This is a genomic window from Halorhodospira halophila, from assembly GCF_016653405.1.
In the GTDB taxonomy this organism is placed as follows: domain Bacteria; phylum Pseudomonadota; class Gammaproteobacteria; order Nitrococcales; family Halorhodospiraceae; genus Halorhodospira; species Halorhodospira halophila_A.
In genome coordinates this window covers 21,374-48,353 of sequence record NZ_NHSN01000017.1, presented here as the reverse complement: position 1 = coordinate 48,353, position 26,980 = coordinate 21,374, and the positions used below count along the sequence as shown (strand labels likewise).

Here is a 26,980-nt window from a genome sequence, read left to right as displayed (position 1 = left end):
CGCCGGCGGCCGTCAGGCCGCCTGGCGGAGCGTATCGAGGATGGTGTGAAGATCGGCGGCCTTCGGCTTGACCAGCCAGAAGCGGGGCAGGTAGCCGCGGAAGTCGTCGAGGACCGCCCGTCCCCACACGCTGCCGGTCTCGGCCACGAACTCGCGGATCAGCTCGCGCAGGTAGTTGCGGTGAGCCTCCATGTTTTCCGACTGCAGTCGGTGGATGTCGATGAGCTCGTGGTTGTAGCGGTCGGCGAAGGTGCCGGCCTCGTCAAGGACGAAGGCGAGACCGCCGGTCATGCCGGCACCGAAGTTGACCCCGGTGGGCCCGAGCACGCAGACCACGCCGCCGGTCATGTACTCGCAGCCGTGGTCGCCGACGCCCTCGACCACCGCGGTGGCGCCGGAGTTGCGCACACCGAAGCGCTCGCCGACGGTGCCGGCGGCGTAGAGCCGCCCGCCGGTGGCGCCGTAGAGGCAGGTGTTGCCCATGATGGTGGTCTTGCGCGCCTCGAACCGGCTGCCTTCGGGTGGGTAGAGGACGAGCTTACCGCCGGCCATGCCCTTGCCCACGTAGTCGTTGGCGTCCCCCTCGAGCACCATGTGCAGCCCGCCGGCGTTCCAGACGCCGAAGCTCTGCCCCGCGGTACCGGTCAGGCGTAGGGTGACCGGGCTGTTCGCCATGCCCTGGTTGCCGTGGCGGCGGGCGATTTCGCCGCTGAGCCGGGCGCCGATGGAGCGGTTGTTGTTGCGCAGGGTGTAGTGGAACTCACCGCCGGTGCCGGCCTCGATGGTCGGTAGGCAGTCGGCCACCATCCGCTCGGCCAGCTCGCCCTTGTCGAAGGGCACGTTGGACGGCTCCAGGCAGCGCTTGGGCTTGTCTTCGGGGACACCGCCGTCGGAGAGGATCGGCGACAGGTCCAGACGCCCCTGGCGCTCGGTCTCGCCGGGCAGGATCTCCAGCAGGTCGGTTCGCCCGATGAGGTCCTCGAGCCGGCGTACACCGAGCAACGCCAACCACTCGCGGGTTTCCTCGGCGACGAAGCGGAAGTAGTTCGCCACCTTCTCAGCGGTCCCGACGAAGTGCTTCAGGCGCAGGACGTTGTCCTGGGTGGCCACGCCGGTGGCGCAGTTGTTCAGGTGGCAGATGCGCAGGTACTTGCAGCCGAGGGCCACCATGGGCGCGGTGCCAAAGCCGAAGCTCTCGGCGCCGAGGATCGCCCCCTTGATCACGTCCAGGCCGGTCTTCATGCCGCCGTCGGCCTGCAGCCGCACCTTGTCGCGCAGGTCGTTGGCGCGCAGGGTCTGGTGGGTCTCGGTCAGGCCCAGCTCCCACGGGCCGCCGGCGTACTTCACGGAGGTCAGCGGGCTGGCGCCGGTGCCGCCGTCGTAGCCGGCGATGGTGATCAGGTCGGCATACGCCTTGGCCACGCCGGCGGCCACGGTGCCGACGCCGGCCTCGGCCACCAGCTTCACCGAGACCTGCGCCTGCGGGTTGACCTGCTTGAGGTCGAAGATCAGCTGCGCCAGGTCCTCGATGGAGTAGATGTCGTGGTGCGGCGGCGGCGAGATCAGGGCCACCCCGGGCTTGGAGTAGCGCAGCCGGGCGATCATCTCATTGACCTTGTGCCCCGGCAGCTGTCCGCCCTCGCCGGGCTTGGCGCCCTGGGCCACCTTGATCTGCAGCACCTCGGCGTTGACGAGGTAGTGCGGGGTGACGCCAAAGCGCCCCGAGGCGATCTGCTTGATCTTCGAGACCCGATCAGTGCCGTAGCGGGCCGGGTCTTCGCCGCCTTCGCCGGAGTTCGACCGGCCGCCGAGGCGGTTCATGGCCATGGCCAGGGCCTCGTGGGCCTCTGGCGACAGCGCCCCGAGGCTCATCCCGGCGGAGTCGAACCGGGTGAGGATGTCGTCGATGGGCTGGACCTCGTCCACCGCAATGCCCTGCTCCGGGGCCTTGAGCCCGAGCAGATCACGCAGGGTGGCGGTGGGGCGCTGGTTCACCTCGTCCGCGAACCGCTTGTAGGTGGCGTAGTCGCCGTTCTCCACCGCCTGCTGCAGGTAGGAGACCACCTCGGGGTTGTAGCAGTGGTACTCGCCGCCGTGGACGTACTTGAAGACCCCGCCCTGGTCGAGGAGTTCGGTGGGGCGGTGGGCGCGCCGGGCCAGTTCGCGCGCGTCGGCCTCGAGGTCGGTGAAGTCCATGCCCTGGATGCGGTTGGTGGTGCCGGTGAAGCACAGGTCCACCACCTCGTCGGACAGGCCCACGGACTCGAACAGCTGTGCCCCGCGGTAGCTGGCGATGGTGGAGATCCCCATCTTGGAGAGGATCTTGTACAGCCCCTTGTTCAGCCCCTTGCGGTAGTTGAGGCAGAGCTCCTCGACGTCCCCCTCGATCCGCCCGGAGCGGGCCATCTCGGCCACGACTTCGTAGGCGAGGTAGGGGTAGACGCAGGTTGCCCCGTAACCGATCAGGCAGCCGATGTGGTGGGGGTCGCGGGCGGTGCCGGTCTCGACGATGAGATTGGCGTTGCAGCGCAGGCCCCGGGCCACCAAGCGGTGGTGGACGGCGCCGGTGGCCAGCAGGGCGTGGATGGTCAGCCGGCCGCGCTCGACCCGGCGGTCGGAGAGCACCACCAGCGTCGACCCGGCGCGGACCGCTGCCTCGGCCTCGGCGGCGACGGCCTCGATGGCGCTGCGCAGACTCAGTTGAGCGGGGTCGTAGGTCAGGTCGATGACGGTGTGGGCGTACTCCGGGTCGTCCAGGGCCTTGAGCGCCGCGAACTTTGCGCCGGAGAGCACCGGCGAGTCCACGGTAATGCGCTTGGCGTGATCCTCGGACTCGTCGAAGAGGTTCTTTTCCCGGCCCAGACAGGTCTCCAGCGACATCACGATCCGCTCGCGCAGCGGGTCGATCGCCGGGTTGGTGACCTGGGCGAACTGCTGTCGGAAGGTGTCGTAGAGGGCTCGGACCTTGCGCGAGAGCACCGGCAGTGGGGTGTCGTCGCCCATCGAGCCGACGGCCTCCTGGCCGTCCTCGGCCATCACCTTCATCACCTGGTCGCGCTCCTCGAACGAGACGCCGAAGAGCTTCTGGTGGACTTCAAGGGCCTTGGCATCGAGCTGCGGCGTGCGGCCGTCGTGGCCGGCGAGGGGCTCGAGGCGGCGCAGGTGGTCGCTGAGCCAGACCTTATAAGGCTTGCGGCGCATCAGCCGCTCGTCGATCTGCTCGGGAGTGAGCAGCTGTCCGGTTTCGGTATCGGCGGCGAGCATTTCGCCGGGCTTGAGTCGCCCCTTGGCCACCACCTCGGCCGGGTCGTAGTCCCAGACGCCGATCTCCGAGGCCAGGGTGATGTGGCGATCGCGGGTCATCACCCAGCGTGCCGGCCGCAGGCCGTTGCGATCCAGGGTGCAGGCGGCGTGGCGGCCGTCGGTGAGGACGATGCCGGCCGGACCGTCCCAGGGCTCGCAGTGCATGGAGTGGTACTCGTAGAACGCGCGCAGGTCCGCGTCCATAGAGTCGACGTTCTGCCAAGCCGGGGGCATGAGGAGGCGCATGGCGCGGAAGATGTCCATCCCCCCCTGGAGGAGCACGTCGAGCATGTTGTCGAGGCTCGAGGAATCGGAACCCTCGCTGTTGACCAGCGGGTGCACCGCTTCCATGTCAGGGATCAGCGGGGTGTTCAGCGTGAAAGCCCGGGCATTGGCCCAGTTGCGGTTGCCCTGGATGGTGTTGATCTCGCCATTATGGGCCAGGTAGCGGAACGGCTGGGCGAGGCGCCATTGGGGCAGGGTGTTGGTGGAGAAACGCTGGTGGAAGACGCAAAGGGAAGAGGCGAGGCGCGGGTCCTGAAGGTCCTGGTAGAAGGAGGGGAGGTAATCCGGCATCACCAGCCCCTTGTAGGAGAGGACCCGGCCCGAAAGGCTGGCGACGTAGAAGACCTCGTCTTCGCTGCTGATTGCCTTCTCGGTAAGCCGGCGGGCGATGAACAACCGCCGTTCCAGGTCCTGGGCCTCCATCCCCGGATCGGCGTTGACGAAGACTTGTTCGATCCGGGGACGGGTTTGGAGGGCCTGGGCCCCCAGCGCCGAGGGGTCCACCGGGACCTCGCGGAATCCGGCCGGCTCCAGCTCCTGGCTGCGCAGCGCCTCACGTAGGGCCTCGCGGGCGGCTTCCGCGCGCTGGTCGTCGGGGTGGAGGAACAGGCTGCCCACGGCGTACTGCTCGCCGAGTTCCAGGCCAGCCTCCTCTGCCACGGCGCGCAGGAAGGCGTCGGGCTTGGTCAGCAGCAGGCCGCAGCCGTCGCCGGTCTTGCCGTCGGCCGCCACCGCGCCACGGTGAGTGAGTCGCCCGAGGGCGGCTACAGCGGTTTCGATGAGCCAATGGCTGGGGTTACCATCCATATGGGCAATCAGCCCGAAACCGCAGTTGTCTCGTTCGAAGCTGGGCCGGTACAGGCCGGGTGCGTTTTCGTCCGTCACGGTCGCCTCTGGGATGCTGCGGGGTCGTTTTTTTCAGGGGGCGGCCGGCCCTCTGGGCGCGGTGCGCCGCCGGTGTCGATCACCCGCCGACAAAAGCGGGACGGTAGTATATGCACGAGCCCCCGTGGGCGCAAACGCCGATTGCCGGCGGTCCGGCACGGCGTCCCACTGGCCTTTTTGCACCCGCGCGTGTCAGAGTGACAACCCAGTCACCATCCGTATTTACCGCGTTCAACGACGGCGAGCGGGAGCAAGAAGCGCATGGTTCATGAGCTGCAGGGGTATTGCGTCGAGGATCTGGAGCCGGGGATGGCGGGATCCTACACGCGGACCGTCACCGAGGCCGACCTGGTCCTCTTCGCCGGCCTCTCCGGGGACAATAACCCCGTGCACATCAACGAGGAGTTTGCCTCGACGACCTTCGCCAAGGGGCGCATCGCCCACGGGCTGTTCCTCGGTGGGCTGATCTCCTGCGTCCTCGGCACCCGCATGCCGGGGCCGGGGGCCATTTACCTCGGTCAGCAGCTGCGCTTCCAGGCGCCGGTGCGCATCGGTGACACCGTGCGCGCCGAGGCCACAGTCATCGAGGTGGAGCGCGAGCGCCATCGCGTGCGCCTGGATACCCGCTGCTACGTGCGCAAGCGCACCGTGCTCACCGGTGAGGCCGAGGTCATGGTCAACAGCCGCGAGGCCTGAGCGGCCCCGCGCGTAGACAGGCGGTTCAGGCCCCGCCGCGCAGCGCCTCGATGACCGGAGCAGTCTGCGGGTAGGTGCCGCGCCAGAGATAGAACGATTCCGCTGCCTGCTCAACGAGCATGCCCAGACCGTCGCAGACCACGGCGGCGCCGCGCGCCCGTGCCCAGGCCATGAACGGCGTGTCGCCGTCGGCATAGACCAGGTCGTAGGCGGCGGCGCCGGGGGCGAGCAAGTCGTCGGGCAGGGGTGGCATCTCGCCCTGCAGCCCGGCGGCGGTGGTGTTCAGTACCACGTCAAAGGTATGCCCGTGCAGCGCTTCGAAGCCGCAACCGCGGATGCGCGTGTCGGCGGAGGCGAGGGCCTCGGCGCGACTCACCGTGCGGTTGGCGATGACCAGCGTCTGTGGCCCCTCGGCGAGCAGCTCGCTCAGGACCCCTCGGGCGGCGCCGCCGGCGCCGAGCAGGAGCAGGCGCCGGCCGGCCAGCTGGACCCCGTGATTGTCGCGCAGGTCGCGCAGCAGGCCGATACCGTCGGTGTTGTCGCCGAAGCGGCGACCGTCGGCCTCGGCGCGCAGGGTGTTCACGGCGCCGGCGGTTCGGGCCCGCTCGCTGAGGGTGTCGGCGAAGGCACAGGCTGCCTCCTTGAACGGCACGGTGACGTTGAGCCCGTGGCCGCCGCCGGCGAAGAACGCTTGCGCCACGGCGTCGAAGTGTTCCTCCGGGGCCCACAAGCGCTGGTAGAACAGGTCGGCCCCTACCTCCGCGGCGAAGCGGGCGTGGATTTGGGGTGATTTGCTGTGGGCAATCGGGTTGCCGACGACGGCGTAGTGATCGCTCATGGGTCTGTCCCGGTTCAGCCGAAGCTCCAGTAGAGCAAGTAGAAAAAGACCACGGCGAGGATGCCACCGGCGGGCAGGGTGACGAGCCACGACATGAACACCCCGGTCACCACCCGCAGGTCGATGGCGGCCAGTCCACGGGCCAGCCCGACGCCGAGCACGGCCCCGACCAGGGTGTGGGTGGTGGAGATGGGCAGGCCGATGCCCGAGGCGGTGACCACGGTCCCGGCGGTGGCCAGATTGCAGGCGAACCCCCGGCTCGGGGTGAGCTGGGTGATGTTCTTGCCCACTGTGGCGATGACGTGGCGGCCGAGCATCAGCAATCCAGCGACGATACCCACTGCGCCCAGGACCAGGACCCACACCGGGACCGGTGCCTCGGGCTGGATCTCGCCGCTGGTCACGGTGGCGACCACCGCGGCCACCGGCCCGACGGCGTTGGCTACGTCGTTGGAGCCGTGGGCGAAGGCCATGGCGCAGGCGGTGATGATCATCAGTACGGCGAAGACCCGTTCGACGTTACGGAACTGGTAGCGCCGGTGAGGGCGCTCGTCGAAGCGGGTGCGATGGATCGCCAGCTTGCCGGCCCAGGCCATGACCAGGCCGATGGCGAGCGACAGCAGGAGGTTGGTGGCGAAGCCCAGCTCCAGCCCGATGTGCTGCAGCCCACGGAAGAGGGTGATGACCGAGACGAAGAACCCGGTGAGGAAGATATAGAAGGGCACCCACTTCTTGGCCGCCTCCAGCGGATGGCGGCGGTCAAGGACCAGCATCTGCACTGAGCGGAACAGGGCGAAGCTGACCACCGCAGCGATCAGCGGCGAGGTGACCCAGCTGGCGGCCACCTGCCCGACGGCCGGCCAGTGGATGGCCCCCCAGCCCAGTCCGGCGATACCGAAGCCGACCAGGGCGCCGATGATCGAGTGCGTGGTGGAGACCGGCCAACCTCGCCAGGAGGCCACCAGCAGCCAGCAGCCAGCGGCGGCGAGGGCGGCGAGCATGCCGAAGACGAGGATCTCCTCCTCGCCGACCAGTGATGAGGTGTCGACGATGCCGCCGCGGACCGTGGCTGCCACCGCGCCGCCGGCGAGCACCGCGCCGGCGAACTCGAAGATGGCGGCGATCACCACCGCCTGGCGAATGGTCAGTGCCCGCGAGCCCACCGACGTGGCCATGGCGTTGGCCACGTCGTTGGCCCCGATGCCCCAGGCCATGAACAGTCCGAACGCAGCGGCGAGGGCCAGGTAGACGACGGCGTATTCCATGCCTCAGCGCGCGAGCAGGATCTGAAAGCGGGCGCCCGTCTGCTGGGCACGGTCGGCGAGGGTGCCGAGGGCCTCGATGATCTGGTAGAGGAACATGACATCCACCGGGTAGAGCTCGCGCTCGATCTCGAACAGCTGCGAGCGCAGCTGGACCTGCATGCGGTCGGTTTCGGCCTCTACGTCGTCGAGTTTGTCCAGCAGGCTCTCGACGATCTCCAGCTCCGCGCCGCGGAAGCCGGCCTCGACCAGCTCATCGAGCTCGCGTACCGAGGCCTTGGCCTGGCGGGCCGCCTCGATGCCCTGATCGAGCAGACCCAGGGTGGCCTCTTCCAGTGCCGCCGGCCACTGCATCTGGCGGCCGATCATCAGCCCGGCGATGTCCTTGCTCTTGTTGGCGATCCGATCCTGGGCGCGCAGCAGCTCGAGGAAGTCACGCCGGTCCCACGGCATGAACAGATCCGGCGGCAGGTGTGCGCGGATCTCCTTCTTCAGGCGGTCCGCCTCGTGCTCGTGCTGGACGATCTGGCGGTGGGCGTCGCGCATGCGCTGCACGTCGCCCGCCGCCGAGGCCCGGAAGAGTTCCGGCAGCACCTCCACGCAGTCGACCACCTCGGCCATGTGTTGCTGCAAAGGTGCGACCGGCGAGGAGCCGAAGATCCGGGCGAAGTAGCTCTTCAAGATCTCAGTCCTCTTCGCGCATCCACTGAGCCGCAGCCCGTGCGTGGTAGGTCAGGATGCCATCGGCGCCCGCCCGGCGCAGCGAGAGCAGCGCCTCGAGCACGCACTCGCGCTCGTCGAGCCAGCCGTTCTGGGCGGCTGCCTTGAGCATGGAGTACTCGCCGCTGACCTGGTAGGCGAAGGTCGGCACCCCGAATTCGTCCTTGATCCGCCGGATGACGTCCAGGTAGGGGAGGCCGGGTTTGACCATGAACATGTCGGCCCCCTCCTGCAGATCGAGGGCCACCTCGTGCAGGGCCTCGTCGCTGTTGCCCGGGTCCATCTGATAGCTGTCCTTGCCCGGTCCGGCCACGCCGCTGCCGAGGTTGTCCGAGGAGCCCACGGCATCGCGGAACGGACCGTAGTAGCAGGAGGCGTACTTGGCCGCGTAGGAGAGGATGCGCACATTGCGGTGGTCGTGGGACTCCAGGGCGCTGCGGATCGCCCCCACGCGGCCATCCATCATGTCGGAGGGGCCGACCACGTCGGCTCCGGCCTCGGCGTGGGAGAGCGCCTGGCGGACCAGGACCTCGACGGTCTCCTCGTTCATGACGTAGCCGGTTTCGTCGATCAGCCCGTCCTGGCCGTGACTGGTGAACGGGTCGAGGGCGACGTCGGTCATGACGCCCATCCCGGGGACCGCATCCTTGACCGCACGCACGGCGCGCTGGGCGATGCCGCTCGGGTTGTAGGCTTCGCGCGCGTCCTCGCTTTTCACTTCGGCGGGGGTCACCGGGAAGATGGCGATCAGCGGGATGCCGAGGGCGTGCAGCTCCCGCGCCTCCTGGACCAGTCGGTCGATGGTCATGCGCTCGACGCCGGGCATGGAGGGCACCGGCTCGGTGCGATCCTCGCCGTCGAGGACGAAGACCGGCTGGATCAGATCCTCCGGGCCGAGCCGAGTCTCCCGCATGAGTCGGCGGGAGAAGGCGTCGCGGCGCATCCGGCGCGGGCGCCGTAGGGGGTAGCCGCCATTGAACTGCGGTTGGGAGCTCCGTGTCACGACCGCCTCCATTGTTTCACGCTGCCGTTGAAGGCCTTGATTATGCCCGCTCCCCTGGCGTCGCCCAAGGGTTCACCCCGGGGGAACTTGACGCAGTGTGCCGGTGTCCTTGTGATTGAGGCGGGGGCGCGTGCTGATGCGCGCTTCCCCGGATCATTCCAAATCGCCTAGAGAGGAGAGGACTGATGCGCAAGCTGGCAACCATCCTGGGGGTCCTGACCATCGCCGGCGGGCTGACGCTGGCGGGCTGCGGCGGCGGCGACGACTTCGAGGAGCTCGACGAGTTCGAGGAGATGCCGGAGGGCGATGAGCCGGCCCCGATGGACGAGGACGAGGCCTTTGATGACTTCGAGGACGACTTTGATGACGACTTCGATGACGACTTCGAGGATGACTTCGGCGACGAGGATCTCGAAGAGCAGTTCTAAGTCCTGACGGCCCGCCCCGAGGTGGGTCGATCCCGAATAAAGAGGGGGCGTCACCGCGGTGACGCCCCCTCTTTCGGTTTCTCCTGCCGGCCGCGGGTCGCGCCGCCTAGCGCGAGCCCTTGAGCTTGCGACTGCGCTCGACGAACTCGTGGATGATCGGCGTCATAATCAGCTCCATGGCGAAGCCGGTCTTGCCGCCGGGGACCACCATGGTGTTCCGCCGCGACATGAAGGAGTCGGGGATCATGTTCAGCAGGTACGGGAAATCGATCCCGAAGCGCTCCGGCTGACGGAAGCGGATCACCGTAAAGGACTCATCCGGCGTCGGCACGTCCCGGGCGATAAACGGGTTCGAGGTATCCACCGTGGGTACGCGCTGGAAGTTGATGTCGGTCCGCGAGAACTGCGGCGTGACGTAGTTCACGTAGTCCGGCATGCGCCGCAGGATGGTGTCCACGGTCTTCTCGGCTGTGTAGCCGCGCTCGGCGCCGTCGCGATGGATCTTCTGGATCCACTCCAGGTTGACGATGGGCACCACGCCGACGAGCAGGTCCACGTGCTGCGCCACGTTGTGCTCCTCGGTCACGACGCCGCCGTGCAGCCCCTCGTAGAAGAGCAGATCGCTGTCCTGGCCGGCGTCCTCCCAGTCGGTGAACTCGCCGGGGCGCAGTCCGTAGGGTTCCGCCTCCTCATCGCTGTGAAGGTACCTGCGGCGTCGACAGATGCCCTCCTGGCCGTACCGGCGGAAGGAGTGCTCGAGCTCGTCGAAGACGTTGGCCTCCGGCCCGAAGTGGCTCAGGTTGCGCCCCTCCTCGGCGGCTCGGGCCAGCTGGTCGCGCATCTCCTGCCGGTTGAAGCGGTGGAAAGCGTCGCCCTCGATCACCACCGGGGTGACCTGTTCCCGGCGGAAGATGTGCTCGAAGGCGTTCTTGACGGTGCTGGTCCCTGCCCCGGAGGAGCCTGTGACCGCAATGATGGGATGCTTCTCGGACATGGCTTGACCCTCTTGCTCGCTGACTAGAAATTCCCTTGAACGCGAGCTCAACCGGCGCGGTGCGCAGCCTCGAGCTCCTTGCGCATATCGGCGATGGCCTGGCCGTAGTCTTCGGCCCCGAAGACCGCCGAGCCGGCCACGAAGGTGTCCGCGCCGGCCTCGGCCACCTGACGGATGTTCTCGGCCTTGATCCCGCCGTCGACCTGCAGGCGGGCGTCCGGGTTCAGCTCATCGATCAGTTGCCGCGCCTCGCGGATCTTGTCGATGGTCCCGGGGATGAACTTCTGCCCCCCGAAGCCGGGGTTGACCGACATCAGCAGCGCCATGTCGACCTTATCGGCGACGTAGCGCAGGCAGTCGAGCGGCGTGGCCGGGTTGAAGACCAGGCCGGCCCGGCAGCCGTGCTCGCGGATCAGGCTCAGGGAGCGGTCGACGTGCTCGCTGGCCTCGGGGTGGAAGGTGATCCAGTCGGCCCCGGCCGCGGCGAAATCGGGGATGATCCGGTCCACCGGCTTGATCATCAGATGCACGTCAATGGGCGCAGTGATGCCGTGATCGCGCAGCGCCTGGCAGACCAGCGGGCCGATGGTCAGATTGGGGACATAGTGGTTGTCCATGACATCGAAGTGGATGGCATCGGCGCCGGCCCGGAGAACGGCGTTGACCTCATCGCCCAGGCGGGCGAAATCGGCGGACAGGATGGACGGTGCGATCCACGGCTTGTTCATGGGTACTCCTCCCGGCTTGAACCCAGGGCGCCCCGGCAAGCTAAGCCCGGGGCGCCCCGCGGGGAACTAAGGATTGATGATTATTGGAATAAACGGGCTCACGGAACGGCCTGCAGCGGCGGTTCCTGCGGGGGCGCAACCCCTGGCGTCTCCGGGACCTGCCAGTGCCGGTGGGCCTCGTCGAGGATGAACTGACGGAACGCCTCCGCCGCCGGCGAGAGGCGCTTGCCCGAGCGGTGGACCAGGTACCACTGCCGCTCCAGAGGGAAGCCCTCGACGTTGAGCACCCGCAGCCGGCCCAGCTCGAGCTCCAGGGCTACGGTGTGGATGGAGACGACGCCGAGCCCGAGTCCGGCCTGTACCGACTGCTTGATGGCCTCGTTGGAACTCATTTCGAGTCCGCCGCGCAGGTTCATGCCGCGTTCCTCGAGCACGCGCTGGACCGCGTTGCGGGTGCCCGAGCCCTGCTCGCGCAGCACGAAGAGCTCGTCCTGCAGGCGTTCGAGTGGGATCGGCGAGCCGTCTGCCAGTGGGTGGTCCGGCGCGGCGATGATCACCAGCGGATTCGGCATGAAGGCCTCGGCGGCGACATCCAGCCCCTCCGGCGGGCGACCCATGACCGCCAGGTCCATCTCATTGTCCTGAATGCGGCGGATCACCCCCTCCCGGTTGGTGACCTCTAGCTGGAACGTCACCCCGGGCTGTCGCCGGGTGAAGGCGGCGAGCAGGTCGGTGGCGAAGTAGTTGGCGGTCGAGGCCACCGTCAGTCGCAGTCGGCCGCTGTTCAGCCCGCGCAGGGCTTCGAGGCCGTCGGCGAGCTCGCGCAGTTCGGCGGAGATGCGCTGGGCATAGCGCCGCACCTCCTCGCCGGCCTCGGTGAGGTAGATTCGTTTACCGATCTGCTCGAACAGGGGCAGTCCGACCTGCTGCTCGAGCTGCTTGATCTGCATGGAGACCGCCGGCTGCGTGAGATACAGCTCCTCGGCGGCACGGGTGAAGCTGAGATGTCGGGCTACAGACTCGAACACCTGTAGCTGCCGTAGTGTGATGTTCATCCTCCTGGGCCTCCCCCAATGCTTGTTAATAATGGAAAACTTATCCAAGCACCAAAAACAATTTCTTTTTCTTCTTGAACTGCAAGGCTATGCTGTCTGAAGACATGCCGCAAGGGGCAGCCACAAGAACCGGTGCTGCTCATCAAAGCCCCGGGGCGTGTTTGGACTTACGAGCAGAAACGCTTGAGGAGAGGATCGATGGCTAGCAAGACGTACACCGCGGGCGTCAAGGATTATCGGGAGACCTACTGGGAGCCCGATTACAAGATCAAGGATAGCGACCTTCTGGCCGTGTTCAAGGTGACGCCGCAGCCCGGCGTGGACCGCGAGGAGGCGGCCGCCGCCGTCGCCGCCGAGTCCTCCACCGGGACCTGGACCACGGTCTGGACCGACCTGCTCACCGACCTGGAGCACTACAAGGGTCGCGCCTACAAGGTCGAGGACGTGCCGGGCGACGACGAGGCCTTCTACGCCTTCATCGCCTACCCCATCGACCTCTTCGAAGAGGGCTCGATCGTCAACGTCTTCACCTCGCTGGTGGGCAACGTCTTCGGCTTCAAGGCCGTGCGCGCCCTGCGCCTGGAGGACGTGCGCTTCCCGCTGCACTTCGTGATGACCTGCCCCGGGCCGCCGAACGGCATCCAGGTCGAGCGGGACAAGATGAACAAGTACGGCCGGCCGCTGCTCGGCTGCACCATCAAGCCCAAGCTCGGCCTCTCGGCCAAGAACTACGGCCGCGCGGTCTACGAGTGCCTGCGCGGCGGTCTCGACTTCACCAAGGACGACGAGAACGTCAACTCCCAGCCCTTCATGCGCTGGCGCGACCGCTTCGAGTTCGTCATGGAGGCGATCCACAAGGCCGAGGAGGAAACCGGTGAGCGCAAGGGCCACTACCTCAACGTCACCGCCCCGACGCCGGAGGAGATGTACAAGCGTGCCGAGTTTGCCAAGGAGATCGGCGCGCCGATCATCATGCACGACTACATCACCGCCGGCTTCTGTGCCCACCAGGGCCTGGCCAACTGGTGCCGCGACAACGGCATGCTGCTGCACATCCACCGCGCCATGCACGCGGTGCTCGACCGCAACCCGAACCACGGCATCCACTTCCGGGTGCTGACCAAGATCCTGCGCCTGATGGGCGGCGACCAGCTGCACACCGGAACGGTGGTCGGCAAGCTCGAGGGTGACCGCCAGTCGACGCTGGGCTGGATCGACCTGCTGCGCAAGCCTTACATCGAGGAGGACCGCTCCCGCGGCCTGTTCTTCGATCAGGAGTGGGGCGCGATGCCGGGCGCCTTCGCCGTCGCTTCCGGCGGGATCCACGTCTGGCACATGCCGGCTCTGTTGTCGATCTTCGGTGACGATGCGGTCTTCCAGTTCGGCGGCGGTACGCTGGGCCACCCCTGGGGCAATGCCGCCGGCGCCGCGGCCAACCGCGTGGCCCTGGAGGCCTGCGTCAAGGCCCGCAACGAGGGCCGCGAGCTCGAGAAGGAGGGCAAGGAGATCCTCACCGAGGCCGCCAAGAGCAGCCCCGAGCTGAAGGCCGCCATGGAGACGTGGAAGGAGATCAAGTTCGAGTTCGACACCGTGGACAAGCTGGACACGGCGCACCGGTAAAGGGGAAGGAGACTGAGCAATGAGTGAGATCCAGGATTACAAGTCCAAGCTGTCCGATCCGAACAGCCGTCGCTTCGAGACCTTCTCCTACCTGCCGGAGATGAGCGACGCGGACGTCCGCAAGCAGGTCCAGTACATCGTCGACCAGGGCTGGAACCCGGCCATCGAGCACACCGAGCCGGAGAACGCCTTCGACCACTACTGGTACATGTGGAAGCTGCCGATGTTCGGCGAGACCGACGTGGACGCCATCCTCAAAGAGGCCGAGGCGTGCCACAAGGAGCACCCGGAGCACCACGTGCGCCTGATTGGCTACGACAACTACCGGCAGACGCAGGGCACCGCGATGGTGATCTATCGGGGTCCCATCGACGCCTAGTGGCCGAGGTGTGCCCGGCGATCGCCGCCCGCGCCGGGCGGTGGTCGCCGGGACCGCACCGCTGCTTTTCGAATGGTGGCCGGGATCGCCCCCGTCGCCATTCGAAAAGCCAGTACCCGAGCGGAGGGGCCGATGACCGAGCACGATGTGGACCAGTATCGCGTCACTGAAGCGCCGTACTACCGGCCGGTCAGTGACGAGGTCGATCTCTACCAGGCCGCCTACCAGGCCCGCATGCCGGTGATGCTCAAGGGGCCGACCGGCTGCGGCAAGTCTCGTTTCGTCGAGTACATGGCCTGGCAGCTGCAGCGTCCCCTGGTTACGGTGGCCTGCAACGAGGATATGACCGCCGCCGACCTGGTGGGCCGCTACCTGCTCGACGCCAATGGCACCCGCTGGCAGGACGGGCCGCTGACCACCGCGGCGCGGATCGGCGCCATCTGCTACCTCGACGAGGTGGTCGAGGCGCGTCAGGACACCACCGTGGTGATCCACCCCCTGACCGACCACCGGCGCACCCTGCCGCTCGAGAAGAAGGGCGAGCTGGTGCACGCCCACCCGGACTTCCACCTGGTGATCTCCTACAACCCCGGCTATCAGTCGCTGATGAAGGACCTCAAGCAGTCCACCAAGCAGCGTTTCGGCGCCCTCGACTTCGACTACCCGGAGGCCGCGGCCGAGGCGGAGATCGTCGCCCACGAGACCGGCGTCGACAGCGATATCGCCGACAAGCTGGTGCAGATCGCCCACCGCGCCCGCAACCTCAAAGGTCACGGGCTGGATGAAGGGATCTCCACGCGTCTGCTGGTCTACGCCGGCAACCTGATCGCCAAGGGCATCGAGCCGCGCTCAGCCTGCACCATGTCGCTGGTGCGCCCCCTGACCGACGATCCGGACATGCGCGAGACGCTGGATCAGGCGGTGGCGACCTACTTCTGAACGACCGGGTGATCACCCGGGGGCAGTGCGGGGGATTGCGATGACGGTGCGCCTCGAGGACTACCGTGAGACCCTGGTGGCGGCGGATCCGCGGATCGCCGAGACGCTGGAGGCGAGCTTCGCCGAGGCGTCGCGGGTGATGTCGCCACGGGGGCTGCACAACTACCTGGAAGGGGCCCGGGCCCTGGCCGAGCTGGGCCGCGGCGCCGACTTGGTCATCTGCTACCTGGAGGCGATGCCTGCGGTGGCCAAGGAAGTGGGCGAGGACGTGCTCACCGAGGTGGTCACTGCCGCCATGAAGCTCTCCTCGATGGTCAGCGGCCAGGTGATTGCCCTGCTGCTGGCCGGCTTACCCACTGCCGCGCGACGGCTCGGCGATCCGGAGCTGCTGCGCCAGTTCCTGAACCTCGTCCACCAGCTTTCGGCCAAGGCTCCGCGCGGCCTGCGGCCGATGCTCGAGAACCTCGACGAGCTCTTCTCCAAGCTCACCCTGGGCGGGTTCCGGCGCTGGGCGCTGTGGGGCGCCCAGGCCCACGCCCGCGATTTCGAGCAGCAGCGCGCCTACTTCGGCCTGCAGAGTGCCGACAGTCAGGCGATGCTCCAGCAGGAGCGCCGCGGCACGCTGCTGGTGGATAACCAGCGCAAGCTCAACTTCTACCTGCGTGCGCTCTGGGCCCGGGACTTCTTCATGCGGCCGACCTCCGGGGACTTCGAGACCCGCGAGGGGTACAAGCCGTTCATCGAGCAGCGGGTGATCCATCTGCCCGACGCTTACGACGACTACCACGGGCTGCCGGGCAAGGACCTCTATCGGGCCGCGGCCGCCCACGCGGCCGCGCACCTGGTCCATACCATCGAGCCGCTCTCGCCCGAGATGCTCAATCCGGCGCAGATGGCCGTCATCGGCCTGATCGAGGACGCCCGGGTCGAGGCGCTGGCCATCGACGAGTTTCCGGGGCTGCAGCGGCTGTGGCTGCCTTTCCACCGGGCCCGGGCCGCCGAGCGCGAGGCGGAGCTGGATCCGGTGGTCGAGCGCCTGGAGCGGGCTGCCCACGCCCTGCTTGACCCGGAGTACGCCGACGACGACCCCTGGGTCCAGCAGGTGCGCGAGATCTTCCACTACCACTTCGCCGATCGCCCCCGGGACGTGGGGCTGTCGTGGGAGCTGGGCATGGAGCTGCACAATAGCCTGGCGCAGCGCTACCCCATGCCATCGGCCCGCGTCCTGCAGCGGATGGCCGTCCCTTACCGCGACGACAACCGCTACCTCTTCGCCAGCGATGAGGAGGAGTGGCTCGAGGCGGAGTACATCCCGGCCAGCCACCGGCAGGTGCGCCGCCAGGTCAACCTGATGGAGTTCGTCAACGAGGTTGACTGCGAACTCGCCGGCGACGACGCGCAGGAGGTCTGGGTCCTCGGGACGGAGCTCTTCCCCTACGAGGACTTCGGGGTCAGCTACAACGAGATGGAAGGGGTGGAGCCGGCCAGCCCGCCGTTCCATTACCCGGAGTGGGATTACCAGGTCCAGCTCAATCGCCCCGACTGGGTCACGGTGGTCGAGCGCCGTCCGAAACGCGGCGACCCCGAGGTCATGGACCAGGTCCTCAAGGACTACCGGCCGGTGGCCAGCCGCCTGCGCTACCTCGTCGACGCCTTGCAGCCCCAGGGGGTGATCCGCGAGCGCCGACAGGAGGACGGCGACGAGCTGGATATCGACGCCGCCGTGCGCTCCATGGTCGACCTGCGCCTGGGCATGAGCCCCGATCCGCGCATCAACACCCGCTACATCCGTAAGACCCGGGATCTGTCGGTGCTGCTTCTGCTCGATCTCTCCGAGTCCACCAACGACGCTATGGGCGGCAGCGAGAAGACCGTCATCGAGCTGACCCGCGAGGCCACCTCGCTGCTCGGCTGGGCCATCAACGGCATCGGTGACCCCTTCGCCGTCCACGGCTTCTCCTCGGACGGTCGGCACGACGTCCAGTACTACCGGTTCAAGGACTTCCATCAGCCGTGGAGCGAGGAAGCGAAGTCCCGCCTGGCTGGGATGCGCGGGCAGTACTCGACCCGCATGGGCGCGGCAATGCGCCACGCCGGGGCCCACTTGGTGCGTCAACCGCAGCGGCGCAAGCTGTTATTGATCGTCACCGACGGAGAGCCGCACGACGTCGACGTGCGGGATCCGCAGTACCTGCGCCACGACGCCCGCAAGGCTGCCGAGGAGCTGTCCGCCCGAGGAGTGACCAGCTACTGCCTGACCCTGGATCGGGACGCGGACGCCTACGTGTCACGGATCTTCGGGGCCAGCGGCTACTCGGTGGTCGAGCACGTGGAGCGCCTGCCGGAGCGCCTGCCGGCGGTGTTCGCCCAGCTGACCCGGTAGCCGCTTATTCGGACGATCAGGACGGTTTGCTTTTGCTGATCGTTCGCGATCCGTAAAGTTTCGGGGCAGTATGGCGGCATGCTCGACCCGAGCCGCAACAGAACAATATTCCATTGAGGGAGGTAGAACATGGCGTCGACCGAACTGAGCCGACGAGAGCTCGCCAACGGCATTCGCGCCCTGGCCATGGACGCTGTCCAAAAGGCCAACTCCGGCCACCCGGGGGCACCGATGGGTATGGCGGACATCGCCGAGGTGCTGTGGCGGGACTACATGCGCCATGCGCCCCAGCGGCCGGGCTGGTTCGACCGCGATCGTTTCGTCCTCTCCAATGGTCACGGGTCGATGCTGCAGTATGCGCTGCTCCATCTGACCGGCTACGACCTCACCACCGACGACCTCAAGAACTTCCGCCAGCTGCACTCCCGGACCCCGGGGCACCCGGAGTACGGCTACACGCCGGGCGTGGAGACCACCACCGGGCCGCTGGGCCAGGGGCTGGCGAACAGCGTTGGCCTGGCGCTGGCCGAGCGGATGCTGGCGGCGCGCTTCAACCGCCCGGGCCACGAGATCATCGATCACTACACCTACGTCTTCATGGGCGACGGCTGCCTGATGGAGGGGGTCTCCCATGAGGCGTGCTCGCTGGCCGGCACCCTGGGGCTGGGCAAGCTGATTGCCTTCTACGACGACAACAGCATCTCCATCGACGGCAACGTCGAGGGCTGGTACACGGAGGATGTCCGCAAGCGTTTCGAGGCTTACGGCTGGCAGGTGATCGGCCCGGTGGATGGTCACGACGGCGAGGCCGTGCGGCAGGCCATCGAGCAGGCGCGCGCCGATACCAGCCGCCCGACGCTGATCGACTGCAAGACGGTGATCGGCTTCGGTGCGCCCAATCAGTGCGGCACCGCTGGCGTGCACGGTGCCCCCTTGGGCGAAGAGGAGATCGCCGCCTGCCGCAAGCAGCTGGGCTGGGAGCACGGCCCGTTCGAGATCCCCGAAGCCCATTACAAGGCGTGGGATGCGCGTGCTGGTGGCGAGCAGCTGCTCCAGGAGTGGGGCGAGCGCCTCGAGGCGTACCGCAAGGAACACCCCGAGCTGGCCGACGAGCTGGAGCGGCGGATGCGCGGTGAGTTGCCGGGCAACTGGCAGGAGCTGGTTGCCGAGGGCCTGGAGAAGTTCGCCGGCGGCAAGAAGGACGCCACCCGCAAGTCTTCCCAGGCGGTGCTCGGTCACTTCGGGCCGCAACTGCCCGAGCTGCTCGGCGGTTCCGCCGACCTGACAGGCTCGAACAACACCTGGTGGGACGGTTGCTCGACGGTCAGCCAGGAGCAGCCCGACGGCAACTACGTCTTTTACGGCGTGCGCGAGTTCGGGATGACCGCTATCATGAACGGCATCGCCCTGCACGGCGGGTTCATCCCCTACGGCGGCACCTTCCTGATCTTCTCCGACTACGCCCGCAACGCCGTGCGTATGGCGGCGCTGATGAAGCAGCGGGTGGTGATGGTCTACACCCACGACTCCATCGGCCTCGGCGAGGACGGACCCACGCACCAGCCTGTCGAGCAGCTGGCCAGTCTGCGCCTGATCCCCAACCTGCACGTTTGGCGTCCGTGTGACGCCCAGGAGACTGCAGCGGCCTGGGCGGCGGCCATCGCCCGCGAGGACGGACCGAGCGTGCTGGCACTGTCGCGCCAGGGCATGGAGCCGCAGCAGCGCAGCGGCGACCAAGCCCGGTCCATCGCCCGCGGTGGCTATGTCCTCAAGGAGGCCGGCTCCGGCAAGCCCGAGCTGGTCATCCTGGCCACCGGCTCCGAGGTGGATCTGGCCATGGCGGCCCGGGACCGTCTCGAGGGCGAGGGGCGCAGCGTTCGCGTGGTCTCCATGCCCTGTGTCGAGGCGTTCTGCGCGCAGGACGAGGCCTACCGTCAGCAGGTGCTGCCCGGTGATGTACCGCGGGTGGCCGTCGAGGCCGGTGCCACCGGCCTGTGGCAGGGCTGGGTCGGTCAGTGCGGCCTCGTAGTCGGCCTCGACACCTTCGGCGAATCGGCGCCGGGGCCGGAACTCTACGAGCACTTCGGCCTGACCGCGGACAGCGTGGCTGATGCGGGCCGGCGGGTCCTCGGCTGAGGGCCCCCGCCCGCGGGCGCAGAACCAGAATCGACTAGAGGAGAGTGGCCGTGAAAGCGAAGCGCATGACCGATCTCGACCTGGCGGGCAAGCGGGTGCTCATCCGCGAGGACCTGAACGTCCCGATCAAGGAGGGCCAGGTCGCCGACGATACCCGCGTGCGCGCTGCCGCCGAGAGCATCCGCCAGGCCATGCAGGCCGGTGGCCGGGTGCTGGTGATGTCCCACCTCGGGCGGCCCAAGGAGGGCGAATACGACGCCGAGGCCTCGATGGCTCCGGTGGCCCGCCGCCTGGGCGAGATCCTGGGTTGCGAGGTGCCGGTGGTGCGTGAATGGCTCGATGGCGTCGACGTTGCCGAGGGCGGCGTCGCGCTGGCGGAGAACGTGCGCTTTCAGCCCGGCGAGACCAAGGACGACGAGGATCTGGCCCGACGCATGGCGGCACTGTGCGATGTCTTCGTCATGGATGCCTTCGGCACCGCGCACCGTGCCCAGGCCTCCACCCACGGCGTGGCCCGTTTCGCGCCCGAGGCGTGTGCCGGTCCGCTGCTCGCCGCCGAGCTGGAGGCCCTGGGCAAGGCGCTGGACAACCCGGCCCGGCCGATGATCGCCATCGTCGGCGGCTCCAAGGTCTCCGGTAAGGTGCAGGTGCTGGAGGCGCTCACTCACAAGGTGGATCAGCTCATTGTCGGCGGCGGGATCGCCAACACCTTCATTGCCGCGGCGGGATACTCCGTCGGCAAGTCCCTCTATGAGGCTGACTTCGTCGAAACCGCCAAGCGCCTGATGCAAGAGGCCCGCGCCAAGGGTGGCGAGATCCCGATCCCCGAGGATGTGATCACCGCCAGGGAGTTCTCCGCGGACGCCGAGGCCAGCGTCCACCCGGTGGAGGCCGTGCCCGACGACGAGATGATCCTCGATGTCGGGCCGAAGACCCGTGCCCGCTACGACGGCATGCTGCGCAATGCCGGTACGGTGGTCTGGAACGGCCCGGTGGGCGTGTTCGAGATGGCGCCCTTCGCCGGCGGTACCGAGGCACTGGCCGAGGCCATTGCCGCCAGTGACGGCTTCTCGATCGCCGGCGGCGGTGACACCCTGGCCGCCGTGGAGCAGTTCGGCATCACCGAGCGGGTCTCCTACATCTCCACCGGCGGTGGCGCCTTCCTCGAGTTCCTCGAGGGTCGCGAGCTGCCCGGTGTTGCGGCCCTCGAGCAGCACGCGGCGGCGCATTCGTGATCGACGCGGTACTCAGTCAGGGAGTCGGTGGCGTGATGCCCCGCAGAACCAAGATCCTGGCGACCCTCGGGCCGGCGACGGACCGGCCCGAGGGCCTGGAGGCCGTCCTCGCCGCCGGGGTGGATGTGGTGCGCATCAACCTCTCCCACGGCGAGGCCAGCGACCACCGCCAGCGGGTCGAGGCCGTGCGCGCCTGGGGCGAGGCCCATGGTCGCCGTGTCGGGGTGCTGGTGGATCTGCAGGGGCCGAAGATCCGCATCGAGCGCTTTCGCAATGGCCCGATCCAGCTGCGCCGCGGCGACCCCTTTATCCTCGATCCCGCCGTGGATCCGGATGCTGGGGACCACACCCGCGTCGGGGTCGCCTACCGGGCCCTGCCGGATGACCTGCATCCCGGCGACGAACTGCTGCTCGACGACGGCCGCCTGGTGGTCCGGGTCGAGCGCATCGAGGGGACCGCCGTCCACACCACCGTGCAGGTTGGCGGTGAACTCAGCGATCGCAAGGGCATCAACCGCCGCGGTGGCGGGCTCTCCGCACCGGCGCTCACCGACAAGGACCGGGTCGATATCGTTACGGCCGCCGAGTTGGCCGCCGATTACGTGGCGGTCTCGTTCCCGCGGTGCGCTGACGACATCCACGAGGCCCGGCGGCTGCTCACCGAGGCCGGTGGGCGCTCCGGGATCGTGGCCAAGATCGAGCGCGCCGAAGCGCTGGACGCCGCCGAGGAGATCATGGATGCCGCCGATGCCATCATGGTCGCCCGCGGCGATCTCGGCGTGGAGATCGGCGATGCTGCGTTGCCCGAGGTCCAGAAGCAGCTCATCCAGACCGCCCGGGCTCGCAACCGGGTGGCCATCACGGCGACGCAGATGATGGAGTCGATGATCGACAACCCCATCCCGACGCGGGCCGAGGTCTTCGACGTGGCCAACGCCGTGCGGGACGGCACCGACGCCGTGATGCTATCGGCCGAAACCGCCACCGGCTCGTTCCCGGCCGAGACGGTGGCCGCCATGGACCGGGTCTGTCGGGCGGCCGAGCGCAGTCGCACGGTGACGGTTTCCCACCACCGGCTGGACGAGCACTTCACACAGGTCGACGAGACGGTGGCCATGGCGGCGATGTACGCCGCCAACCACTTCTCCATCAAGGCGCTGATCGCCATCACCGAATCCGGGGGAACGGCCTCGTGGATGTCGCGGATTAGCTCGGGGCTGCCGATCTACGTCCTGACCCGCCACCCGGAGACCCGGGGGCGGGTGACCCTCTACCGCGGCGTCTATCCGCTGGAGTTCGATGCCGAGCAGGAGGACCTCAACGCCCTCAAGAGCCGGCTACTGGCGCGCCTCTCCCGTCAGGGACTGGTCAACCAGGGCGACTACGTCCTGGTCACCCACGGCGAGGAGCTCGGTGCCGCGGGCGGTACGAACACGTTGCGCATCGTCTGCGTGGACGATTATCTCTAGAGTGAATGCACAGATAGCGGAGGAGTCGAGACTATGGCGATGATCACCCTGCGACAGCTGCTCGATCATGCAGCCGAGCACGGCTACGGCATGCCGGCGTTCAACGCCAACAATATGGAGCAGCTCCACGCCATCATGGAGGCGGCCAAGGAGTGCGATAGCCCGGCTATCGTCCAGGCGTCCGCCGGGGCCCGCAAGTACGCCGGCGTCCCCTTCTATCGGCACCTGATGGAGGCCGCCGTGGAGTCCTATCCGGACGTCCCGCTGGTGGTCCACCTGGACCACGGTGCCAACCCCGGTGCCTGCATGCGCGCCATCCAGTCCGGGTTCACCTCGGTGATGATGGACGGCTCGCTGAAGGAAGATGGCAAGACCCCCGCCGACTATGACTACAACGCCGGAGTGACCCGCCGCGCTGCCGAGATGGCGCATGCCGGCGGTGTCTCGGTCGAGGGCGAGATCGGCGTGCTCGGCTCCCTCGAAACCGGTGAGGCCGGCAAGGAGGACGGCGTCGGGGCCGAGGGCAAGATGGACAAGGACAAACTGCTCACCGACCCGGAGGAGGCGGCGCAGTTCGTCCGCGATACCCATGTCGACGCCCTCGCCATCGCCTGCGGCACCAGCCACGGCGCCTACAAGTTCACCCGTCCGCCCACGGGCGACATCCTGGCCATCAGCCGGATCAAGGAGATCCACCAGCGCCTGCCGGACACCCACCTGGTCATGCACGGCAGCTCCCAGGTGCCGCAGGAGTGGCTGGAGCTGATCAACCAGTTCGGCGGTGAGATCCCCGAGACCTACGGCGTACCGGTCGAGGAGGTCCAAGAGGGCATCCGCAACGGGGTGCGCAAGGTCAACATCGATACCGACCTGCGCCTGGCCTCCACCGGCGCGGTGCGCAAGCACCTGGCCGAGAACCCGTCCAACTTCGACCCGCGCAAGTTCCTGAAGGCCTCCACCGAGGCTATGAAGGAGATCTGCAAGGCCCGCTACGAGGCCTTCGGCTCGGCGGGGATGGCGTCCAAGATCAAGCCGGTCCCCCTAGAGACCATGGTCGAGCGTTACGAGTCCGGCGAGCTCGCCCCCAAGGTGAGCTGAACCGGGAGCTGTCCCCAGAGCCTTGCCGGGGCGCCACGGCGCCCCGGCAAGCCAGCGGGGAGCAATACCATGCGCAGGATTAGCGGTATTTTCCTCAAGGGGCTGCTGGCGGTTCTGCCGGCGGTCGTCACCCTCTATCTTCTCTACTGGCTGATCATGACCGCCGAGCGGGCGCTCGGGAGCGTCGTGCAGCTGATCATCCCCGAGACCTGGTATCACCCCGGCCTGGGCGTGGCCCTGGCACTGGCCGGCATCTTCGCCATCGGCGTCCTCCTCAACTTCTACCTTCTGCGCCGCCTGTGGGAGTGGTTCGAGCAGATCCTCCTGCAGCTGCCGGTGGTCAAGACCATCTACGGGGCGGTGCAGGACCTGACCGGGTTTGTCTCCCGGGCCGAGGAGCTGGGCGACCAGGTGGTCACGGTGCCGCTGCCCGGTAGCGATTACCGGGTGCTCGGCGTGGTGACGCGCAGGCAGTGGGCGGGGGTGGCCGAAGGGCTCGGTGACGAGCACACCATCGCCGTCTACACCCCCATGAGTTACCAGGTGGGTGGCTACACGCTGCTGGTTCCGGCCTCGGTGGTCGAGCCCGTCGATATGAGTGTCGAGGACGCCATGCGCTTTGCGGTCACCGCGGGGATGTCGACGCGCAAGAGCGCCTCGCTCGACGAGCTGCTCGAGGAACCGCCCGAGGGAGCGGAGAGGCAGCCGTGACCTAGCGACGACAAGAACAACAAAGCTCGCCCGTCTGCGGGGATCCCCCGGGGGCCCACAAGGCCGCCGGGTGCGGGACGGCCACCCGCCGTGTCGCGCCCCGTGGGTCCCGGCGACTCTTAACCAGGAGGTGGACCATGAAATCGATACCCGAGTTGCGCGACGATCCGGATCCGGAGGAGATCCAGGAGTGGCTCGACGCCCTGGATGCGGTGATCGAGCACGAGGGGCCCGAGCGGGCGCAGCAGATCCTCGAGCACCTGGTCAGCAAGGGCCGGCGCCGGCTCGGCCATCTGCCCTTCAAGGCCACCACCGGCTACATCAACACCATCCCCCGGCACCTCGAGGTGCGCCCGCCGGAGTACACCGATCACCACCTGGAGTGGCGTATCCGGGCGCTGGTGCGCTGGAACGCCATCGCCATGGTGGTTGCCGCCAACCGTGAGCACGACGGCATCGGCGGGCACATCGCCAGCTACGCCTCGGCCTGCACCCTCTACGAGGTCGGCTTCAACCACTTCTGGCGGGCGCCCAACGAGGAGCAGGACGGCGATCTGGTCTTCCTCCAGGGGCACTCCGCGCCGGGGATCTACGCCCGCGCCTTCCTCGAGGGGCGGCTCAGCGCCGAGCAGCTGGCCGGTTTTCGTCAGGACGTCGACGGCGACGGCATCAGCTCCTATCCCCACCCTTGGCTGATGCCCAACTTCTGGCAGTTCCCCACCGTCTCCATGGGCCTCGGCCCGATCCAGGCGGTGCAGCAGGCGCGCATGATGAAGTACCTGCACCACCGCGGGATCGAGGACACCGCAGACCGCAAGGTCTGGTGCTTCATGGGCGACGGCGAGATGGACGAGCCGGAGTCGATGGGCTCGATCGGCCTGGCCGCCCGCGAGCAGCTCGACAACCTGATCTTCGTGGTCAACTGCAACCTGCAGCGCCTCGACGGTCCGGTGCGCGGCAACGGCAAGATCATCCAGGAGCTCGAGGGCGAGTTCCGCGGCGCCGGCTGGAACGTGATCAAGGTGATCTGGGGCTCGCGCTGGGATCCGCTGCTCGAGCTTGACCACGAGGGGCTGCTGCAGCAGCGCATGGAGGAGGCCGTCGACGGCGAGTACCAGGCCTTCAAGGCGCGCGGCGGTGATTACACCCGCAAGCACTTCTTCGCCAAGTACCCGGAGCTGGAGAAGATGGTCGCCGGCATGTCCGACTACGACATCTACCGGCTCAACCGCGGTGGCCACGACCCGCACAAGGTCTACGCGGCCTACCACGCCGCGGTGAACCATACCGGGCAGCCGACCGTGATCCTGGCCAAGACCGTCAAGGGCTACGGCATGGGCGAGGCCGGCGAGGGGCAGAACATCACCCACCAGCAGAAGAAGATGGGTGAGAACGCCCTGCGCCGGTTCCGCGACCACTACGAGATCCCCATCCCCGACGAGCAGCTCAAGGAGACGCCCTTCTACAAGCCCGATGACGACGCCCCGGAGATGCGCTACCTCCACGAGCGTAGGCAGGCCCTGGGCGGCTACATGCCGGTGCGCTACGAGCGGGCGCCGGCGCTCGAGGTCCCGCAGCTCTCCGCCTTCGACGCGCTGCTCAAGGACAGCGGCGAGCGGGAGCTGTCCACCACCATGGCCTTCGTGCGCGCGCTGACGGTGCTCACCCGCGACAAGCAGATCGGCCAGCGGGTGGTGCCCATCATCCCCGACGAGGCGCGCACCTTCGGGATGGAGGGGCTGTTCCGTCAGCTCGGCATCTACTCCAACGTGGGGCAGCTCTACGAGCCCGAGGACGCCGATCAGCTGATGTCCTACCGCGAGGCGCAGACCGGGCAGATCCTCGAGGAGGGGCTGGATGAGGCCGGTGCCATGTCCTCGTGGATGGCGGCGGCCACGGCCTACGCCAACCACGGCGTCAACATGATCCCCTTCTACATCTTCTACTCCATGTTCGGCTTCCAGCGGGTGGGGGACCTGTGCTGGGCCGCCGGGGATATCCAGGCCCGGGGCTTCCTGATTGGTGGCACCGCCGGCCGGACCACCCTCAACGGCGAGGGGCTGCAGCACCAGGACGGCCACAGCCACGTCCTCGCCTCGACCATCCCCAACTGCGTCTCCTACGACCCGGCCTTCGACTACGAGCTGGCGGTGATCGTCCAGGACGGGCTGCGCCGGATGTACGCCGAGCAGGAGAACTGCTTCTACTACCTGACCGTCTACAACGAAAACCACACCCATCCGGCGATGCCCGAGGGGGCCGAGGAGGGCATCCGCCGCGGCATGTACCTCTTCCGCGCCGGCCCCAAGAAGAAGGGGCCGCGGGTGCAGCTGATGGGCTCGGGGAGCATCTTCCGCGAGGTGATCGCCGCCGCGGAGCTGCTCGCTGGCGATTTCGGCGTCCATGCCGATATCTGGAGCTGCCCCTCGTTCACCGAGCTGGCCCGCGACGGCATGGCCTGCGCCCGGGGCAACCGCCTCCACCCGGAGTCCGAGCGTCGGCAGTCGTACCTGCAGGCGTGCCTGGAGGGCTACAGTGGCCCGGCCATTGCCGCCACCGACTACATGCGCGCCTACCCGGATCAGATCCGTCCCTACATCGGACGCAAGTTCTGGTCCCTGGGTACCGACGGCTTCGGCCGCTCGGATACCCGCGAGAAGCTGCGGCGCTTCTTCGAGGTGGATCGCTACCACATCGCCGCGGCAGCCCTCTACGCCCTGGCCGATGAGGGCGAGATCGAGGCCGGGAAGGTCAGCGAGGCCATCGGCAAGTACCAGCTGGCGGCGGATGCCCCGAACCCGTGGGAGGTGTGA

At 67.9% G+C, this 26,980-nt stretch carries 20 protein-coding genes; 12 read left to right on the top strand and 8 right to left on the bottom strand.

What is annotated here, in order from left to right; all coding sequences use genetic code 11:
* Window positions 1-12: 12 nt before the first annotated feature.
* Window positions 13-4,473 carry a glutamate synthase large subunit gene (gene gltB, locus CCR79_RS06165; protein ID WP_201169915.1) on the bottom strand — a complete coding sequence of 1,487 codons (4,461 nt, stop codon included), beginning with the start codon at window positions 4,471-4,473 and terminating at the stop codon, window positions 13-15.
* Window positions 4,474-4,734: 261 nt separating this feature from the next.
* On the opposite strand from gltB, the gene CCR79_RS06160 reads away from it, so the two are divergent.
* On the top strand, window positions 4,735-5,169 hold the full coding sequence (locus CCR79_RS06160; protein ID WP_201169914.1) for a MaoC family dehydratase: 435 nt from the start codon (window positions 4,735-4,737) through the stop codon (window positions 5,167-5,169).
* 25 nt (window positions 5,170-5,194) lie between these two features.
* On the opposite strand, the gene aroE is transcribed toward CCR79_RS06160, so the two are convergent.
* Genes aroE through hemB form a run of 4 tightly spaced genes read right to left on the bottom strand, consistent with a single transcriptional unit; the run spans window position 5,195 to window position 9,004 of the window.
* Window positions 5,195-6,007, bottom strand: coding sequence for a shikimate dehydrogenase (gene aroE / locus CCR79_RS06155; RefSeq protein ID WP_201169912.1), 813 nt, complete (start codon window positions 6,005-6,007; stop codon window positions 5,195-5,197).
* Window positions 6,008-6,021: 14 nt separating this feature from the next.
* Window positions 6,022-7,272 (bottom strand): inorganic phosphate transporter, encoded by a 1,251-nt coding sequence (locus tag CCR79_RS06150; RefSeq protein ID WP_201169910.1) that lies wholly within the window; start codon window positions 7,270-7,272, stop codon window positions 6,022-6,024.
* Window positions 7,273-7,275: 3 nt separating this feature from the next.
* Window positions 7,276-7,950 (bottom strand): TIGR00153 family protein, encoded by a 675-nt coding sequence (locus CCR79_RS06145; RefSeq protein WP_201169907.1) that lies wholly within the window; start codon window positions 7,948-7,950, stop codon window positions 7,276-7,278.
* Between the two features lie 4 nt (window positions 7,951-7,954).
* The gene (hemB, locus tag CCR79_RS06140; RefSeq protein ID WP_201169904.1) at window positions 7,955-9,004 is read right to left on the bottom strand and encodes a porphobilinogen synthase; all 1,050 of its coding nucleotides are present in this window, start codon (window positions 9,002-9,004) and stop codon (window positions 7,955-7,957) included.
* Between the two features lie 173 nt (window positions 9,005-9,177).
* Here hemB and CCR79_RS06135 point away from each other — a divergent pair, with 173 nt between their 5' ends.
* The gene (locus tag CCR79_RS06135; protein WP_201169901.1) at window positions 9,178-9,420 is read left to right on the top strand and encodes a hypothetical protein; all 243 of its coding nucleotides are present in this window, start codon (window positions 9,178-9,180) and stop codon (window positions 9,418-9,420) included.
* A 106-nt stretch (window positions 9,421-9,526) separates the two neighbouring features.
* On the opposite strand, the gene CCR79_RS06130 is transcribed toward CCR79_RS06135, so the two are convergent.
* The 3 genes from CCR79_RS06130 to CCR79_RS06120 form a co-directional block, all read right to left on the bottom strand.
* Complete coding sequence (locus CCR79_RS06130; protein ID WP_201169898.1) at window positions 9,527-10,414, bottom strand: phosphoribulokinase; 888 nt, start codon at window positions 10,412-10,414, stop codon at window positions 9,527-9,529.
* Window positions 10,415-10,461: 47 nt separating this feature from the next.
* Window positions 10,462-11,142, bottom strand: a complete 681-nt coding sequence (gene rpe, locus CCR79_RS06125; RefSeq protein ID WP_201169896.1) for a ribulose-phosphate 3-epimerase — start codon at window positions 11,140-11,142, stop codon at window positions 10,462-10,464.
* A 98-nt stretch (window positions 11,143-11,240) separates the two neighbouring features.
* The gene (locus tag CCR79_RS06120; protein ID WP_011813846.1) at window positions 11,241-12,197 is read right to left on the bottom strand and encodes a LysR family transcriptional regulator; all 957 of its coding nucleotides are present in this window, start codon (window positions 12,195-12,197) and stop codon (window positions 11,241-11,243) included.
* Window positions 12,198-12,395: 198 nt separating this feature from the next.
* Between CCR79_RS06120 and CCR79_RS06115 the strand changes: the two genes are divergently transcribed.
* From CCR79_RS06115 to aceE, 10 genes are all read left to right on the top strand, one after another.
* Window positions 12,396-13,817, top strand: a complete 1,422-nt coding sequence (locus CCR79_RS06115) for a form I ribulose bisphosphate carboxylase large subunit (protein WP_201169894.1) — start codon at window positions 12,396-12,398, stop codon at window positions 13,815-13,817.
* Between the two features lie 19 nt (window positions 13,818-13,836).
* The gene (locus tag CCR79_RS06110) at window positions 13,837-14,196 is read left to right on the top strand and encodes a ribulose bisphosphate carboxylase small subunit (protein WP_201169891.1); all 360 of its coding nucleotides are present in this window, start codon (window positions 13,837-13,839) and stop codon (window positions 14,194-14,196) included.
* A 132-nt stretch (window positions 14,197-14,328) separates the two neighbouring features.
* Window positions 14,329-15,135 (top strand): CbbQ/NirQ/NorQ/GpvN family protein, encoded by an 807-nt coding sequence (locus CCR79_RS06105; RefSeq protein ID WP_201169889.1) that lies wholly within the window; start codon window positions 14,329-14,331, stop codon window positions 15,133-15,135.
* A 40-nt stretch (window positions 15,136-15,175) separates the two neighbouring features.
* Entirely contained in the window at window positions 15,176-17,518 is a 2,343-nt protein-coding gene (locus tag CCR79_RS06100) for a nitric oxide reductase activation protein NorD (RefSeq protein WP_201169886.1), read from the top strand.
* Window positions 17,519-17,647: 129 nt separating this feature from the next.
* On the top strand, window positions 17,648-19,654 hold the full coding sequence (gene tkt / locus CCR79_RS06095) for a transketolase (RefSeq protein ID WP_201169884.1): 2,007 nt from the start codon (window positions 17,648-17,650) through the stop codon (window positions 19,652-19,654).
* Between the two features lie 50 nt (window positions 19,655-19,704).
* On the top strand, window positions 19,705-20,889 hold the full coding sequence (locus CCR79_RS06090; RefSeq protein WP_201169882.1) for a phosphoglycerate kinase: 1,185 nt from the start codon (window positions 19,705-19,707) through the stop codon (window positions 20,887-20,889).
* Between the two features lie 35 nt (window positions 20,890-20,924).
* Window positions 20,925-22,358 carry a pyruvate kinase gene (pyk, locus tag CCR79_RS06085; RefSeq protein WP_201169880.1) on the top strand — a complete coding sequence of 478 codons (1,434 nt, stop codon included), beginning with the start codon at window positions 20,925-20,927 and terminating at the stop codon, window positions 22,356-22,358.
* A 33-nt stretch (window positions 22,359-22,391) separates the two neighbouring features.
* A complete protein-coding gene (gene fba / locus CCR79_RS06080; RefSeq protein ID WP_201169878.1) occupies window positions 22,392-23,456 on the top strand; it encodes a class II fructose-bisphosphate aldolase in 1,065 nt (354 codons plus the stop codon).
* A 69-nt stretch (window positions 23,457-23,525) separates the two neighbouring features.
* Window positions 23,526-24,167, top strand: coding sequence for a DUF502 domain-containing protein (locus CCR79_RS06075; protein ID WP_201169876.1), 642 nt, complete (start codon window positions 23,526-23,528; stop codon window positions 24,165-24,167).
* A 137-nt stretch (window positions 24,168-24,304) separates the two neighbouring features.
* A complete protein-coding gene (aceE, locus tag CCR79_RS06070; RefSeq protein WP_201169874.1) occupies window positions 24,305-26,980 on the top strand; it encodes a pyruvate dehydrogenase (acetyl-transferring), homodimeric type in 2,676 nt (891 codons plus the stop codon).